The following is a 14946-nucleotide window of genomic DNA, read 5'->3' on the forward strand; positions in this document are numbered from 1 at the left end:
CGGGCTGGAACTGCTCGACATGGTCAAGGGCCTCGACGGCGACCTGCCGGTGATCATGATCTCAGGCCACGGCAACATCGAAACCGCCGTCAGCGCCATCAAGCGCGGCGCCTATGAGTTCCTGGAGAAGCCATTCAAGTCCGACCGGCTGCTGCTGGTGGTCGAGCGCGCTCTGGAAACCACCAACCTGCGCCGCGAGAATCGCCGCCTGCGCGCCCAGGCGATCACGCCCGAGGGCCTGATCGGCAAGTCCATGGCCGCCCAGCAGCTGCGCCAGATGATCGCCAAGCTGGCCGGCGCCAACAGCCGGGTGCTGATCTCGGGACCGCCCGGCGCGGGCAAGGAGACCGTGGCGCGGCTGATCCATGCCGCCAGCCACCGCGCCCGCAACGAGTTCGTGCCGATCAGCGCCGCCGGCATGACGCCCGAGCGTATGGACGTGGAACTGTTCGGCGAGGAAGGGGCCGGCGGCCGTCCGGCCAAGATCGGCGTCTTCGAGCGCGCCCACGGCGGCACGCTCTACCTCGATGAGGCGGCGGACATGCCGCGCGAGACGCAAGGACGCATCCTGCGGGTGCTGGTCGAACAGCGCTTCCGCCGGGTGGGTGGCGACTCGGACGTGCAGGTGGACGTGCGCGTGATCTCGTCCACGTCGAAGGACCTGCGCGAGGAGATCTCCGCCGGCCGCTTCCGCGAGGACCTGTTCCACCGCCTGAACGTGGTTCCGGTGAACGTGCCGGGCCTCAGCGAGCGGCGCGAGGACATCCCCGAGCTGATCGAGGACTTCATCGTCCGCATCTGCGAGGCCTCGGGTCTGGCGCGTCGGCGGCTGTCGGACGACGCGCTGGCCATGCTCCAGGTCCGGGCCTGGCCGGGGAACCTGCGCCAGCTCAAGAACAACGTGGAGCGGATGCTGATCCTGGCCTCGGGCGTCCCGTCCGATCCGATCACGGCCGACATGCTGCCGCCGGAGGCCTCGGTAAACGACCAAGCCACATCGCTGGGCGCGGAGCGAATCATCGCGCTGCCGCTGCGCGAGGCGCGCGAGGTGTTCGAGCGCGAGTACCTGAACGCCCAGATGCTCCGGTTTTCGGGCAATATTTCACGGACCGCGGCTTTCATCGGCATGGAGCGCTCTGCGCTGCACCGTAAGCTGAAGTCGCTGGGCCTGTCGGGCGCCCGGTCGCTGGAAACCGAAGAGGTCTAGGGGCGTGTCGCGGATTGCTTATGTGAACGGCCGCTTCGTGCCGAAGTCCGAGGCCGTGGTCCACATCGAGGACCGCGGCTACCAGTTCGCCGACGCCGTCTACGAGGTCTGGGCGCTGTTCGACGGCAAGCTAGCCGATCCGGAAGGGCACTTCGCGCGCCTGGAACGCAGTCTCGGCGAGCTCGCCATCGACATGCCCATGAGCCGCGCGGCCCTGACCGCGGTCCTGAAGGAGACGGTGCGCCGCAACCGCATCCGCGAAGGCCTGGTCTACCTGCAGGTCAGCCGCGGCGTGGCCAAGCGCGACCATGCGTTCCCCGCGCCTGGCACGCCGCCGTCCGTGGTGGTGACCGTCAGCCGCGTCGACCGCGTCGCAACGGAGGCGCGGGCGGCCAAGGGCGTGTCTGTCGTCACCTCGCCGGAGAACCGCTGGGGCCGCTGCGACATCAAGACGGTGGGCCTGCTGCCCAACGCGCTCGCCAAGCAGAAGGCCCGCGAGGTGGGCGCCGTCGAGGCCTGGTTCGTGGACGAGCTGGGTCTCGTCACCGAGGGCGCCTCGTCCAACGCTTGGATCGTGGACCGCGACGGTGTCCTGCGTACGCGGGACACTCAGGCCAATATCCTGCGCGGCGTGACCCGGCTCTCGCTGATCGACGTGGCGCGCGAGGCGGGGTTGAAGGTCGAGGAGCGGCCCTTCACGCCCGACGAGGCTAGGGCGGCGAAAGAGGCCTTCATCACCGGAGCGGGCACGCTGGTGTTGCCGGTGATCGCCGTCGACGGCAAGCCCGTGGGCGATGGCGCGCCAGGACCGGTAGCGATGAAGCTCAGGCGCCTCTATATCGAGCGCGCGAAGGCCACAGCGGTCTGACCTGACAAACCTGCGATTGAAACCGCCGCACTTTGCGGCATAGCGTGACCTTGTGTGTGGGCGGTCTGCCGCCCGAAGTCAGAACGAAAAGGCGGAAAGCCGTGAGCGACAAGAAACAGAACCTGCAGGACACCTTCCTCAACAGCGTGCGGAAGTCCAAGACGCCGCTCACCATCTTCCTGGTGAACGGGGTCAAATTGCAGGGCGTGGTGAGCTGGTTCGATAACTTCTGCGTTCTCCTGCGCAGGGACGGGCAATCCCAGCTCGTCTATAAGCACGCTATCTCCACCATTATGCCGGCTCAGCCCGTGCAGCTTTACGAGCCGGCCGACGACGAGGCCGATTGAGCACTTCAAAATCTGTAGACCGTGAGGCGCCTGTCCAGGGCGCCCTGGTGATCCATCCGGACCGGGAGGGCCGCGGCTCCGCGCGCCATCCCGAAGCCCGGCTGGAAGAGGCCGCCGGCCTCGCCCTCGCCCTCGACCTCGAGGTGCGCGAGACGATGGTGGCTGTCCTGCGCAAGCTGACGCCGGCCACGCTGTTCGGCAGCGGCAAGGTCCAGGAGATCGCCACGATCGTCGAGGTCGAAGACCTGGATGTCGTGATCATCGACGATGCGCTGACACCGGTTCAGCAGCGGAATCTGGAGAAGGCCTGGCAGGCCAAGGTGATGGACCGCACGGGCCTGATCCTGGAGATCTTCGCCCGTCGGGCCCGCACCCGCGAAGGCCGTCTGCAGGTGGAGCTGGCGCGGCTCACCTACGAGCGTTCGCGCCTGGTGCGCACCTGGACCCACCTGGAGCGCCAGCGCGGCGGCTTCGGCGTCATGGGCGGCCCCGGCGAAACCCAGATCGAGACCGACCGGCGGCTCATCGCCGACAAGATCGGCAAGCTGAAGCGCGAGCTGGTGGAGGTGCGCCGCACGCGCACCCTGCAGCGCTCGGCCCGCCGGCGCGTGCCGTTCCCGAGCGTGGCGCTGGTGGGCTACACGAACGCCGGCAAGTCGACCCTGTTCAACCGCCTGACCGAGGCCAAGGTGCTGGCCGAGGACATGCTGTTCGCCACGCTGGACCCGACTCTGCGGTCCCTGAAACTGCCCGACGGGCGGCCGGCGATCCTCTCCGACACCGTGGGCTTCATCTCCGACCTGCCGCACGAGCTGGTGGAAGCGTTCCGCGCCACCCTGGAGGAAGTGCGCGAGGCCGACGTGGTGCTGCACGTGCGCGATATCGCCAGCGAAGAGACGGCGGCGCAGGCGCAGGACGTGCGCTCGGTGCTCGAGCGCCTCGAGGTCGATATGGACGAGCGGCGGATCCTGGAGGTCTGGAACAAGGCCGACCTGCTGCCCGCCGAGGACCGGGAGGATCTGCTCCGCGACGCGCGCCGGGCGCATCCGCCGGCCGTCGTGGTGTCGGCCGTGACGGGGGAGGGCGTCGACGCCCTGCTGGCCGCGGTCGCGGCCCTGGTGGACGAGGCGCCGCCGGTCGACGTCGTGACGCCGGCCGGGGAGGGCGCTGCGGTCGCCTGGCTGTATCGGCACGGTCGGGTGATCGAGCGCGAGGAGGCCGAGGACGGCGGCGTGCGGCTGTCGGTGAGCCTGACAGCGCAGGCTCTGGGCCAGTTCGAGCAGCTCTATCCGCAAGCGCGGGTGGGCGGGCCCTAAGGCGCGGCGGGCTTCCAGCCGCTGGCGGCGATGAAGGCCTTGGGATCGCGCATTTCCAGGATGTCCCTCAGCGCCTGCCGCTTGTCGGTGGCGCGGTCGTAGTAGGCCTTGCTGATGCGGGCGCCGACCCAATAGCCAAGGTCGCCGGGCTTGGCCGGATCGCCCGGACCGTTGAACAACCAATCCGACAGGTCGGTCTTGTCGAGATCGCGCAGAAACGCCGCCTCGATTGCGGCTTCCTTGCCTTTCGTCCAGTCGACGTGCTGGTGCTGGCTCACCCCGCCGGAGATCAGCTGCGACACGAACTCGGCCGCACCTTCCTTCATCGACATCCGCGCTACGGTGGCTCCCGGCTGGCCGGGCTCCAGGGAGTCCAGTTCCTCGGGCTGCTGGATGTGGACGTACTCGTGGGCGATCACGTGGACGAACCGGTCCTCAAGGTTGGGGTTCATGAAGTGGGCGGCGCAGAGCGCCTCCAGCCCGATCGCCACGCCATCCGGATAGGTCATACCCACGGGCCGTCCGCGGCCGACCACGATCGTTACGGGCGGCTGCTTCGCCTCAGGATGGAGCTCAACGAGGCGCGCGAAAGCCTTCGCGACCCGGGTCTTCACGGCGGGCAGCACCGCCAGGCAACGGCGCGCATCGGCGTAGACCGCCCGCTGGGCGGCCAGCGTGGCGGCCATGCGTGCGCCGGTCACGTTCCGCAGGCGGGCGAACGCCTTGAAGGCGGGCGTGCCAGCCGCGATGTAGGCGTCCAGTTGCTCCACCGAGGGGTTGCCGCCAGTTGCATCGTAGAGCCGATAGAAGCGCTCCACGTCCTCAGTGACGGGCTCGGCGGCGCGTGCGACCGCCGGCGCCGACAGAGCCAGCGCCGCGACCAGCCCGGCCCAGCGCCTCACGACTCGGCCCGCTCGGCCGCCTTCACCTCTTCCCAGAGCGCGTCCATTTCCGCGAGGTCGGACTCGCCGGGCGTCTTGCCACGCTCCGCAAGTCTGGCCTCGATATACTTGAAACGTCTGACGAATTTGGCATTCGTGTAGCGGACGGCGTCCTCGGGATCGACCTCCAGCGTGCGGGCGAGGTTAGCCACGACGAACAGGACGTCGCCGATCTCGTTGCGGGCCTTCTCCAGATCGCCGGCCTCGATCTCGGCCAGCATTTCGCCGACCTCCTCGTGCAGCTTCTTCACGACGTCCTGTACGGTCGGCCAGACGAAGCCGACGTTGGCGGCGCGCTTGGAGAGCTTCACGGCCCGGGTGAGGCCGGGCAGACCGACAGGCACGTCGTCCAGCAGGCTGCCGTTGCGGGCCTTCTCGGCGCGTTCGGCGGCCTTGAGCTGCTCCCAGCCTTCCTTCTGGTGGGCGAGGGAGGCGTAGGTTTCGTCAGCGAAAACATGCGGGTGGCGGCGGACCATCTTGTCGTTGATGGCGCTCGCAACGTCGTCGAAGGCGAACAGGCCCTGCTCCTCAGCCATGCGGGCGTGGAACACCACCTGCAGCAGCAGGTCGCCCAACTCGTCCTTCAGGTCGCCGAGATCGCCCCGCTCGATGGCGTCGGCGACTTCGTAGGCTTCCTCGACCGTGTAGGGGGCGATGGTGGCGAAGGTCTGCTCCTGGTCCCAGGGACAGCCATCCTCCGGAGCGCGCAGCCGCGCCATGATCGCCAGCAGCCGGTCGATGGGCCGCAAGTCGGCGGGCGGAGCAGGGCGGGGCATGAGGGACTCAGGCAAGAGAAGACGGCGCGCGGCGATCAGACCGCGCGCCGCCGTGTGGCGCAAGCCGTGAGGGCGCGTCTAGCGCCGCGCGACTTCCTGGCCGCGGGCCAGGCGGCGTGCGAACCGGTCGAAGGTCCATTCGGCGTCGTGCCAGACCCAGTTGGCGAAGCTCTGACGGATGTCGGTCTCGTACCAGCTGTAGTCGATCGGGCTCTCGGTCCCGTCGGCGCCGACGATGCGGCCCTTGATGGTGGCGCCGCCGATTCCGAAGCTCTCCATCGAGAGCCCGGGCGTATCGCCCATCTGCTTGAAGGTGGGCCGGTTCGGTTTCACGTCGGCGAGGATCAGCTCGACGCGGGCGCCGTCGTGGGCGCCGGACTTGGCCAGGGCCTTCTCCACTGACGACTGCAGGTCGGCGGTCAGCGTCGGGATCTCGCGCACGCCGTAGGTCTTGTCGAACTTCTTCTGCAGCTCGGGGCCGACGGTGACGGTCACCGACGCTGGCGCGGCGAGGGCGGCGGAGGCGCTCAGGAGGAGCGCGGCGGCCGAAAGGGCAAGGAGGCGCATGCGGAATCTCCAGCGGATACAGTATTTACTTAACAGGCAGGCTCTCGGACGCACATGCACAAGTCAGTGAGCGTGGCCGTGGCCGCTACCGAAGGCGGTAGGTCACCGTCGTCACCACGCGGACCTTCTTGAACACCTGGGAGGACTCTTCGCCCACCTCGTCGCGACCCAGGATTTCGAACGAGCCCTGGGTGGCCGAGCTGATGCCGCCAAGGTTCGAGCCGGAGTCGCGGGCGAACTGCTGGGCGCCATTTCGGGCGCTGGCGGTGGCCTCGGCGATCATCGGCCCGCGGACACTGTTCAGCTTGGTGAAGATGTATGAGGGGCCGTTGTAGTCCTGCAAGACAACGCCCTGGCGCACCAGGCCATCCAGGGCGCGGCTGGTCTGCTGGACACGGTCGACGTTGGGCGTGCGCACAATCACCGTCTGGGCCACGCGATAACGGGCGCGGATGTCGCTGGGCTGGTACTCGCGCGCGTACTGATCGGTGACCTCGAAGCGGCCGAGGTCTACCTCGCTGGTCGCAAAGCCGCGCTGGGCCAGGAAGCGGCGCGTGGCGGCAAGGTCGGCGTCCACGTCGGCCTGGACGACGGCCAAGTCGTCGCCGGCGGCGGCGAACTTCAGCGCCAGGACGGCCAGGTCGGCCTTGACCTCGCGCTCGGAGAGACCCCGGACGGTGACGTTGCGGTCGCCCACGCGCGCGTTCTCGACCCCTTTGCCGATGAAAAAACCGCCGGCCGTCGCGCCCAGCGCGAGGACGCCGGCGGCCGCGACGGCGGGAACGAGGTAGGGCGAGGCCATGGAGGACGCTCCTGAAGCTTGAGCGCGAGCTCAAGCCCGGATCGTGGCTTTCCCGCGGCGACGATGTCGAGGCGTGATGCAGGAGCAGCGGTCCTCGATCGAGCGACATGTAATGGTTGTGTTCCTGTGCGGCACACGGCCACAGGGCGCGCCGGAACGGCTGGCGTTAACCATTTTGAACGGGCGTCACGGGATATCCGAGGCGCCTGCCAGCTTCTGGTCAGGCGACTTGTGTGTAACCGCGGCCGCTCGGCCGCAAGCGGGTCCGTCATGTACAGCAACGTCCGAAAGCCGTCGGAAATCATTGCCTTACAGAAGAAGCTGATCGAGGAACAGGAGGGCATCATCGCCATCCTGAAGGGCGCGCTGGCGGCGGCCTGCGGCGAGGCGGTTCCGGTCTATCGCCCGTGGATGGGCGGCCTGACACCACAGGAGCAGGCATTGCTCGGTGCGCTTTACAGCCACTATCCGAACCCGGTCGGAAAGTACGAATTGCTCGAACTCATTCCGGGATACGACCACGTGGTCGAGCGTCAGGCCCAGTTGGTCAGCGTCAAGGTGCACCACCTGCGCAAGAAGTTGGGGGCGGACGTCATCGAGAACGTGCGCGGGCTCGGCTATCGAATGGGCCAGCGCCAGTATCTCGCCATGCGCGACGGCGAGGCGACCGACGCCGCCGCGCGCCGCGCCCCGCTACGGCTCGTGGAAGAGCGGAGGGCGGCATGAGCGATATCCCGGTCGGCGCCGGCCTTGTCGAGCACGCCGCAATTCAGCCAGCGCGCCGGCGCTTGCCGCCCGGCATCGGCCTGTCGGCCGGCCTCGGCGGGTCTCTCGTCCTGTGGGCGGGTCTGGCCCGACTGGCGACGCTGCTGCTGGCGTAGGGGCCAGGGAAGAGCTGGGATAGCGCAATCGAGTTTGCGCCTAAGGAAGATTATCGGAAATATGCTTAGGCGCGCTTCGCGTCGCGGGCCTAACGTTGCAGCTTCTGAGAATGGCGTTCCGTTGCGGCAGCATTGCAAGCCCGGCGCAAACGGGGCCTCAATCGGTGTCGCGCAGACGGGCGTCAGACCCGCGCGCTGGGAGAAAGACGAATGGCGCAGTCCGGCGGCGACGCGGACCCGGTGCGCGGCGGCTACGGCCTGCTCGTGCTGCTGACCCTGATGAACGTGCTGAATTTCGTGGACCGGCAGCTGCTGTCGAGTTTCGCGAACTTCATCGTGCCGGACCTGAACCTGACGAACACCGAGTTCGGCCTGCTGACCGGCCTGGTGTTCATCGTCTTCTACGCCGTGGCCGGCGTGTTCATGGGCGCGCTCGCCGACATGATCCATCGCCCGCGCCTGATCGCCGGCGCGATGTTCGCCTGGAGCGCGCTCACCGCTGCATCGGGCCTGGCCAGGAACTTCGTCGGCCTGGCGATCCCGCGGGTGTTCATCGGCATCGGCGAGTCGGCGCTGACCCCCACCTCAATGTCGCTCATCGCAGACAAGTTTCCGGCGGAAAAACGGGGCTTTGCGTCGGGATTCTACTACATGGGCGTGCCCATCGGCGTAGGTGTCAGCCTGCTGGTGGCGGGCTTCCTGGGCCCCGCGCTCGGCTGGCGGAACTGCTTCTTCCTGTTGGGCGTGATCGGCGCGCTGTTCTCGCTCGTGATCCTGACGGTGAAGGACCCCCGCCCGGTTCGCGCCGCCCACGTGGAGCGGCCGCGCATCGGCCAACTGGTGAAGGTGTTCCTGGGCGCGCTGAAGGGCTCGCCGGCGCTGCAACTCACCATCCTGGGCGGCGTCTGCGTCCACTTCGTGCTGGGCGCTGCGGCGTTCGATCAATTGTGGCTGGTGCGCGAGCGCGGCTTCGACAAGGCAGAGATCGCGATCCTGAGCGGCTTGATCTCGTGCGTCGCGGGCGTGGCCGGTAACCTGTTCGGCGGCGCGGCCTCGGACCGCTGGGTGGCGGCCACCGGCCAGAGCCGGCCGATGTTCATGGTCTGGGCGCTGCTGGCGCTCCTGCCGGTGAACCTCACCTACCGGCTGATCGATCCGGACACGCCCGTCTTCTGGATCTGTCTGGTGGTGGCCTACTTCCAGCTTGGCATCTTCTACGGACCGACCTTCTCGGCCGTGCAGGAATTCTGTCCACCGGCTGTCCGGGCGACGGTCGTGGCATTCTACATCATGAGCCTGAACGTGGTGGGCCTGGGCATCGGGATAACCGGAAGCGGCGTGATGGTCGATGCGCTGATCGCACGCGGGGTGGACCAACCCTACAGCTGGACACTGTTCGCCTTCACGTGCCTGTCAGCGCTCGCGATCCCCTGCTACTTCGCGGCCGCTCGGATGAGCGGCCGCAAGGCGGCCCAGGCGGCGGCTTAAGGGAGCTTCAGCGTCCCTTCGGCCAGGCGCTGCAGTGTCTCGACGAAGAACCTGGGTTCCAACGCCTTCACGCGCGCCTCGAGCGCCTCGGCCGTGTCGCCCGGAAGCACGGGGACGGTCCGGCGGTCGATCTCCGGCCCATGGTCGTACTCCTCGTCGACCACGTGGATGACGACTGCGCTCTCGGGGACGCCGGAAGCGACGACCGCCTGGTGCACGCGCGCGCCGTACATCCCCTCCCCGCCGAACTCGGGCAGGGGGCCGGGATGGATGTTGACGATCCGGCCGGCGAAGCGGCCGAGCGTCTCAGGGCCGAGGCGGCGCAGGTAGCCGGACATTACGATCAACTCGACGCCACACTCGGCCATAGCCTGGGCCAGAGCTGCGTCAGCGGCGTCGGGATCGGAGATGGTCGGGATGGCGAGAACCGGGACGCCCTTGGCGGCGGCCCACTCGAAGGCCGCGCAGCCCTTCCTGTTGCTGACCAGCAGGCGGGCCTCGGCGTCGAGGTCGCCGGCGGCGATGGCGTCGACGATGGCCTCGGCGCTGGAGCCGTTGCCCGAGGCGAGAAAACCCAGCTTCAGCGTCACAGCGCGTGCTCGAACGAGAGGCCGTCGTAGGCCGGCTCGACGCCCGCCGGCAGCTCGGCGCGGAGCTGATCGAAATCGAGGTCGATGTGCATGTTGGTGAGAATGGCCCGCTTCGGCTTCACGCGTTCGATCCATTCGAGCGCGCGGTCCAAGTGGGCGTGGGTCGGATGCGGGCGGCGGCGCAAGGCGTCCACGATCCAGACGTCGAGGTCGGCCAGCGCCTCGAAGGCGGCGTCGTCCAGGGCCACCACGTCGCTGGAATAGGCCACGCCGCCGAACCGGTAGCCGACCGAACGGACGCCGCCGTGGTCCTGGTCGAACGTGACGACCGGAATCGCCCCGGACGGCCCGTCCACCGCCCAATCCCGTCCGTGCGGTGGGATCACCGCGCGATCGCAGATGGCCGGATACCCGCCCTCGCCCTCGAAGATGTAGCCGAAGCGGCGCATCATGGTGGCGTCGGTGGCGGCGTCCATCCAGCACGGGATCCGCGCCTGCTGGCGCAGGTAGAACGCGCGCACGTCGTCCAGGCCATGCACCTGGTCGGCGTGGTCGTGGGTGAGCAGGACGGCGTCGATCCGCTTCACGCCGGCCCTGGCGGTCTGGATGCGCAGCTCGGGCGAGGCGTCGATCAGGGCCGTCGTGTGCTGACCCTCCCCCAGCCGCCGGACCAGCAGCGAGCAGCGGGTGCGGAAGTTCTTCGGATTGTCCGGGTCGCAGACGCCCCAGTCGCCGTCGGCGCGCGGCACGCCGCCGGACGAGCCGCAGCCCAGGATCGTCACCTCCAGCGTTCCGCTCATGGCCGCGGGATCCGGTCGAAGAGGTCGAAGAAGGCGTCGGTCGTCTTCGCCTCAGCTTCGGCCAGCGACCAGCCGCGGACGTCGGCCAGCTTGGCCAGCACGTGGCCGATGTAGGCGGGCTCGTTGCGCCGGCCGCGGTACGGCACAGGCGCAAGGTAGGGGCAGTCGGTCTCGACGATGATCCGGTCGCCCGGCATCTCGCGGATCACCTCCCGCACGTCCTCGGCGGCCTTGAAGGTGGCGATGCCCGAGACCGAGAACCACGCCCCCAGCGCCGCGCAGCGCCGGGCGAGCTCGGGGCCGGACGTGTAGCAATGCATCAGGAGCTTGAACGGCCCTCGCGCGCGCTCCTCCTCGAGGATCTCGCCCATCACCTCGTCGGCCTCGCGGGTGTGAACCACCAGGGGGAGGCCGGTCTCGCGCGCGGCGGTCGCGTGGACGCGGAACACCTTCGCCTGGATGTCGCGCGGGCTGAGGTCGTAGTGGAAGTCGAGGCCGCACTCGCCGATGCCGACCACGCGGGGATCGTCCGCCAGTTCGATCAGCGTGGCGGCGGAGAGCTCAGGGTTCTCCTTGGCCTCGTGCGGATGGGTGCCCACCGTGCACCAGATGTCGGGCAGGTCGGCCAGGGCGCGGACCTTGGCGAAGTTCGAGACCCGGTCCGAGATGTTGACCATCAGCTGCACGCCGGCGTCGCGGGCGCGGGCGATCACGGCGTCCCGGTCCTCGTCGTATTGCGGCGCGTGCAGGTTGACGTGGCTGTCGATCAGCATCGTTGGGCGGATCAGGCCTTGGCGGCCTGGCGGAGCTCCGAGAGGGCCGTGAAGAGCGCGTCGGCGCGGTCGAGGTTCAAGGCCTCCACCTCGCGCGGAAGGCGCTGGAGCGTCTCCCACGCCTTAGCCCAGGGATCAAGCCGGCCGATCCCCTGGCCGGCCTGGTCGACGACCAGCGCGTGAACGCGGTCGGCCAGCCGGTCGAACAGAAGGGCGAATTGCGCCGGCCCCTCGCCGCCGCGGAATTTCTCGGCGATCGACAGGGCGCGGCTCTCGTCGAGCCGCGGCAGGTCGGCCAGGAGGTCGCGGGCCGCGTCGTCCATGGCGAGCGCGTCGGACGCGGCGAGCGACAGCGCCAGGCCCGGCGCGCCGTCGGCCATCTGGGCCAGCCGAAACGCGTCCTCGGGGCCAATCTCGGTGCGGGCGCGCACGAACTCGGCCGTGAGATCGACGCCCAATGGCTGGAACGCCAGCCGACGGCAGCGCGAACGGATGGTCGGCAGGAGGCGGCCCGGCGAGTGCGAGGTCATAAGCAGCACGCCCCGGGGCGGCGGCTCCTCCAGCGTCTTCAGGATGGCGTTGGCCGCGTTGACGTTGAGGTCGTCGGCGGCGTCGACGATGGCCACCCGGTGAGCGGCCGTCGCCGGCGACTTCGAGAAGAACTCGGCCAGCCGGCGCGCATCGTCCACCGGGATCACCTTGCGTGGCTTGCCGTCCGGGCCTTCGCGTTCCAGCACCATCAGGTCCGGGTGGCTGCGGGCGGCGACCTGGCGGGCGACCGGATGGCCCGGATCGACGCCCAGCACACCGCGGCTCGGGTCGGCGGGCGCGCCCAGCAGACGGCGGGCCGCACGGTAGGCGAAGGTGGCCTTGCCCACGCCTTCCGGGCCGGTCAGCAGCCACGCGTGGTGCAGGCGGCTGCGGGCGCGCGCCGCCTCGAAAGCCTGCTCCGCGGCCTCCTGGCCCTGCAGGTCGTAGACCTCGCGCGGGTGCGGAACCTCGGCCTCAGCCATGGACGGCCAGCCGCTCGGCGACGGCGGCCCAGACGGCGGCCTCGACCGCGTCGATGGGGGCCGTGGCGTCAATCAGGGCGCAGCGGTCGGGTTCGGCGGCGGCGATCGCGCGGAAGGCCTCGCGCAGCCGTCCGTGGAACGCCATCCCCTTGGACTCGAAGCGCATCTCGGCGCCGGCCCGTGCGTGGGCGCGCTCCAGCCCCACGTCGGCCGGCAGGTCGAACACCAGCGTCAGGTCGGGCCGCGTCTCCTCGAGGATGTAGGTCTCGAGCGCCGAGATGAACTTTGGGTCCACCCCGCCCGCGGCGCCCTGGTAGGCGCGGGTGGAGTCGGCGAAGCGGTCGCAGATTACCCAGGCGCCCCGGTCCAACGCCGGCCGGATCACGCGCTCGATGTGGTCCCGCCGCGCGGCGTACATCAGGAGCGTCTCGGTGGCCGGGCTCCAGCGGTCGGCGGCGCCCTTGAGCACGAGGTCGCGGATGCTTTCGGCCCCGGGCGAGCCTCCCGGCTCGCGCGTGGTCACCACCTCGCGGCCGTCGGCCTTCAGGCGTGAAGCCAGCCTAAGAACCTGGGTGGATTTCCCGGCGCCCTCGCCGCCCTCGAAGGTGATGAACCGACCGCGTGTCACGAGGGCCAAATTGGCCGGTTCGGGGGCTTTGTCCAGCGACCTAGAAGACGCGGACCACCCGGGCCTCGGTGAAGCCGATCTCGGCGACGCGGTCACGCAGCGCGTAGGCCGCCGCCTCGTCGCCGGGAGCCGGCAGTACGACGCGGTAGAGCATCGTCCCGCCCGACTGCACCGTCTCGATGCTGGCGGCGCCGGCCGGCGTGAGCTGGGCGACGGCGCGCTGGGCGTTGACCTGGCTGGAGAACGCGCCGGCCTGGATCCGCAGGCCCGGCGACGGCGGGGTCGCCGCAAGCGAGATCGTCGTCGTGGCCGGCGAGCCGATGGGCGCGCTCGAGATTTCGCTGCCGGTGATCGGTGGCAGGGCCTGGGTCGAGATCGCCTCGCCCTGGGCGATCCGGGCGGCGGTGCGCGGCGCGGGCGAGCTGGCGGCCATTTCCATCACCGGATCGGAGGCCGCGGACGTGGCGGTGGCCATCGGAGCCGCCGCGGCCGGCGCAAGCCGAGTCGGCGACCGCTGGGCGCTCGCATAGCGCAGGCCATCGGCCGGCAGCGGCGCAGGGCCCACATAGCGCACCCGGACGTTGGCCAGCCCCTGCCGGTGGAAGCCGAGCTGGATGGCGGCCTCGCGCGACAGGTCGATGATGCGGTTGTCCACGAACGGCCCGCGGTCGTTCACCCGCACCACCAGCTTCTTGCCGTTGTCGAGGTTGGTGACCTCCACCATCGACGGCAGCGGCAGGGTCGTGTGCGCTGCCGACACCGCGTTCATGTCGAACATCTCCCCGTTGGCGGTGGCCTTGAGGTGGAACGCATCGCCGTACCACGAGGCCACGCCGCGCCGGTCGTAGTCGGGCTCGTCCTTCGGCACGTACCAGACGCCGCCTACCTGATAGGGCTGGCCCACCTTGCGTCCGGCGATGGTGTTGCCCGGCTTCACCGAGACGCCAGCGGACTGGGTCGGGTAGCGTGGCGTCGCACAGGCTGCGAGCGATGCGCCCGCCAGCAGGATAATCGCCAGCCGGGCCGTCCGCCCGGTGCTCGTGGAATTCGCCATACGCCGCCTCCGACTCAAGCCGAAATCGTGGGCCGGGGAACCTTGCGACAGGGTTAACCAGACCTTGCCGAGCGCTGTTGCTGGCGGATGGGGTGTCCTCCGCACCTATATCCACAGTCGTCCAGTCGTGTCCCAAAAAAGCCAATAGAGTCAGTGTTCTATCAGATTTATTGTCTACGCCCGTCCCAGCGCGTCCGCTAGAATCCGGAGCGAGAAGTGGGGCCGAAAGTGGGGCCCACGAATGGGGCCCCAACACATGGCGCGGACGCTCAACCGACTGAAGGCGAAACAGGTCGAGACCCTGGGTCCGGGGCGACATGCTGACGGCGGCGGCTTATACCTGGATCGCGACGACGGCGGCCGGTCGCGGTGGCTGTTCATGTGGACGCGCCAAGGCAAGCGTCGAGAGATGGGCCTGGGCGCTGCGGGGCCGCAGGGCGTGTCGTTGGCCGAAGCTCGGGCCAAGGCGACCGCCGCGCGAGAAATCGTCCGCGACGGCCGCGACCCAATCGAGGATCGCAAGGCGGCCGCGGCACCGGTCCGTGCGTGGACGTTTGGCGAGGTCGCCGATGAGTTTGTCAGTGCGCTGTCGCCGCAATGGCGGAATGACAAGCACCGCGCACAATGGCGCATGACGCTCAACGTCTATGCGGCGCCGCTCCGACCCTTGCTGGTCGACAAGATCGAGACCGCCGACGTCCTAAGCGTGCTCAAGCCTGTCTGGCAGTCGAAGCCGGAAACCGCCTCCAGGCTCCGCGGCCGCATTGAACGCGTCCTGGACGCGGCTAGGGCGCGTGGCCTTCGCAGTGGTGAGAACCCCGCTCGCTGGCGTGGGCACCTGGATCACCTGTTGCCCCGCCGGCAGAAACTGACGCGGGGCCATCACATGGCCATG

Annotated in this window: 18 protein-coding genes; 8 read left to right on the forward strand and 10 right to left on the reverse strand. The window is 69.2% G+C overall.

Going from position 1 to position 14946, the window contains the following annotated elements; translation table 11 throughout:
* From VGD44_RS16940 to hflX, 4 genes are all read left to right on the forward strand, one after another.
* Positions 1-1207 (forward strand): sigma-54 dependent transcriptional regulator (locus tag VGD44_RS16940; RefSeq protein WP_331089227.1); only part of this gene is annotated, 1207 nt, incomplete at its 5' end.
* Positions 1208-1211: 4 nt separating this feature from the next.
* Positions 1212-2075: a D-amino-acid transaminase gene (locus tag VGD44_RS16945; protein ID WP_331089229.1), complete on the forward strand. Its 864-nt coding sequence runs from the start codon at positions 1212-1214 to the stop codon at positions 2073-2075.
* A gap of 101 nt (positions 2076-2176) precedes the next feature.
* Entirely contained in the window at positions 2177-2422 is a 246-nt protein-coding gene (hfq, locus tag VGD44_RS16950) for an RNA chaperone Hfq (RefSeq protein ID WP_111274395.1), read from the forward strand.
* Positions 2423-2469: 47 nt separating this feature from the next.
* Complete coding sequence (gene hflX, locus VGD44_RS16955; protein ID WP_331089237.1) at positions 2470-3738, forward strand: GTPase HflX; 1269 nt, start codon at positions 2470-2472, stop codon at positions 3736-3738.
* Here hflX and VGD44_RS16960 read toward each other — a convergent pair.
* The 4 genes from VGD44_RS16960 to VGD44_RS16975 all read right to left on the reverse strand — a co-directional run bounded on the left by VGD44_RS16960 (position 3735) and on the right by VGD44_RS16975 (position 6824).
* Positions 3735-4640 (reverse strand): hypothetical protein, encoded by a 906-nt coding sequence (locus VGD44_RS16960; RefSeq protein WP_331089238.1) that lies wholly within the window; start codon positions 4638-4640, stop codon positions 3735-3737. The two genes, hflX and VGD44_RS16960, sit on opposite strands and share 4 nt — an antisense overlap.
* Positions 4637-5455: a nucleoside triphosphate pyrophosphohydrolase gene (mazG, locus tag VGD44_RS16965; protein WP_331089240.1), complete on the reverse strand. Its 819-nt coding sequence runs from the start codon at positions 5453-5455 to the stop codon at positions 4637-4639. Before mazG ends, VGD44_RS16960 begins: the two co-directional genes overlap by 4 nt.
* Before the next feature lie 78 nt (positions 5456-5533).
* On the reverse strand, positions 5534-6022 hold the full coding sequence (locus VGD44_RS16970) for a hypothetical protein (protein WP_331089242.1): 489 nt from the start codon (positions 6020-6022) through the stop codon (positions 5534-5536).
* An 85-nt stretch (positions 6023-6107) separates the two neighbouring features.
* Positions 6108-6824, reverse strand: coding sequence for an SIMPL domain-containing protein (locus tag VGD44_RS16975; protein WP_331089244.1), 717 nt, complete (start codon positions 6822-6824; stop codon positions 6108-6110).
* A 270-nt stretch (positions 6825-7094) separates the two neighbouring features.
* On the opposite strand from VGD44_RS16975, the gene VGD44_RS16980 reads away from it, so the two are divergent.
* From VGD44_RS16980 to VGD44_RS16990, 3 genes are all read left to right on the forward strand, one after another.
* The gene (locus VGD44_RS16980; RefSeq protein WP_331089246.1) at positions 7095-7550 is read left to right on the forward strand and encodes a winged helix-turn-helix domain-containing protein; all 456 of its coding nucleotides are present in this window, start codon (positions 7095-7097) and stop codon (positions 7548-7550) included.
* Positions 7547-7705: a hypothetical protein gene (locus VGD44_RS16985; RefSeq protein ID WP_331089248.1), complete on the forward strand. Its 159-nt coding sequence runs from the start codon at positions 7547-7549 to the stop codon at positions 7703-7705. The genes VGD44_RS16980 and VGD44_RS16985 overlap by 4 nt, the downstream gene beginning before the upstream one ends.
* Before the next feature lie 210 nt (positions 7706-7915).
* Positions 7916-9193: an MFS transporter gene (locus VGD44_RS16990; protein WP_331089250.1), complete on the forward strand. Its 1278-nt coding sequence runs from the start codon at positions 7916-7918 to the stop codon at positions 9191-9193.
* Here the strand turns inward: VGD44_RS16990 and VGD44_RS16995 are convergent.
* Genes VGD44_RS16995 through VGD44_RS17020 form a run of 6 tightly spaced genes read right to left on the reverse strand, consistent with a single transcriptional unit; the run spans position 9190 to position 14051 of the window.
* Positions 9190-9783, reverse strand: a complete 594-nt coding sequence (locus VGD44_RS16995) for a phosphoribosylglycinamide formyltransferase (protein ID WP_331089253.1) — start codon at positions 9781-9783, stop codon at positions 9190-9192. The two genes, VGD44_RS16990 and VGD44_RS16995, sit on opposite strands and share 4 nt — an antisense overlap.
* The gene (locus VGD44_RS17000; RefSeq protein ID WP_331089255.1) at positions 9780-10583 is read right to left on the reverse strand and encodes an MBL fold metallo-hydrolase; all 804 of its coding nucleotides are present in this window, start codon (positions 10581-10583) and stop codon (positions 9780-9782) included. The genes VGD44_RS16995 and VGD44_RS17000 overlap by 4 nt, the downstream gene beginning before the upstream one ends.
* Entirely contained in the window at positions 10580-11356 is a 777-nt protein-coding gene (locus VGD44_RS17005; RefSeq protein ID WP_331089257.1) for a TatD family hydrolase, read from the reverse strand. The genes VGD44_RS17000 and VGD44_RS17005 overlap by 4 nt, the downstream gene beginning before the upstream one ends.
* Before the next feature lie 11 nt (positions 11357-11367).
* Positions 11368-12369 carry a DNA polymerase III subunit delta' gene (locus tag VGD44_RS17010; protein ID WP_331089260.1) on the reverse strand — a complete coding sequence of 334 codons (1002 nt, stop codon included), beginning with the start codon at positions 12367-12369 and terminating at the stop codon, positions 11368-11370.
* Positions 12362-12997: a dTMP kinase gene (tmk, locus tag VGD44_RS17015; protein WP_331089265.1), complete on the reverse strand. Its 636-nt coding sequence runs from the start codon at positions 12995-12997 to the stop codon at positions 12362-12364. Before tmk ends, VGD44_RS17010 begins: the two co-directional genes overlap by 8 nt.
* A gap of 40 nt (positions 12998-13037) precedes the next feature.
* Entirely contained in the window at positions 13038-14051 is a 1014-nt protein-coding gene (locus tag VGD44_RS17020; RefSeq protein WP_331089262.1) for a septal ring lytic transglycosylase RlpA family protein, read from the reverse strand.
* A 256-nt stretch (positions 14052-14307) separates the two neighbouring features.
* Here VGD44_RS17020 and VGD44_RS17025 point away from each other — a divergent pair.
* The coding region (locus VGD44_RS17025) for an Arm DNA-binding domain-containing protein (protein ID WP_331089263.1) at positions 14308-14946 on the forward strand (639 nt) is incomplete at its 3' end.

Origin of the sequence: Phenylobacterium sp. (assembly GCF_036402295.1) — a bacterium.
Taxonomy (GTDB): domain Bacteria; phylum Pseudomonadota; class Alphaproteobacteria; order Caulobacterales; family Caulobacteraceae; genus Phenylobacterium.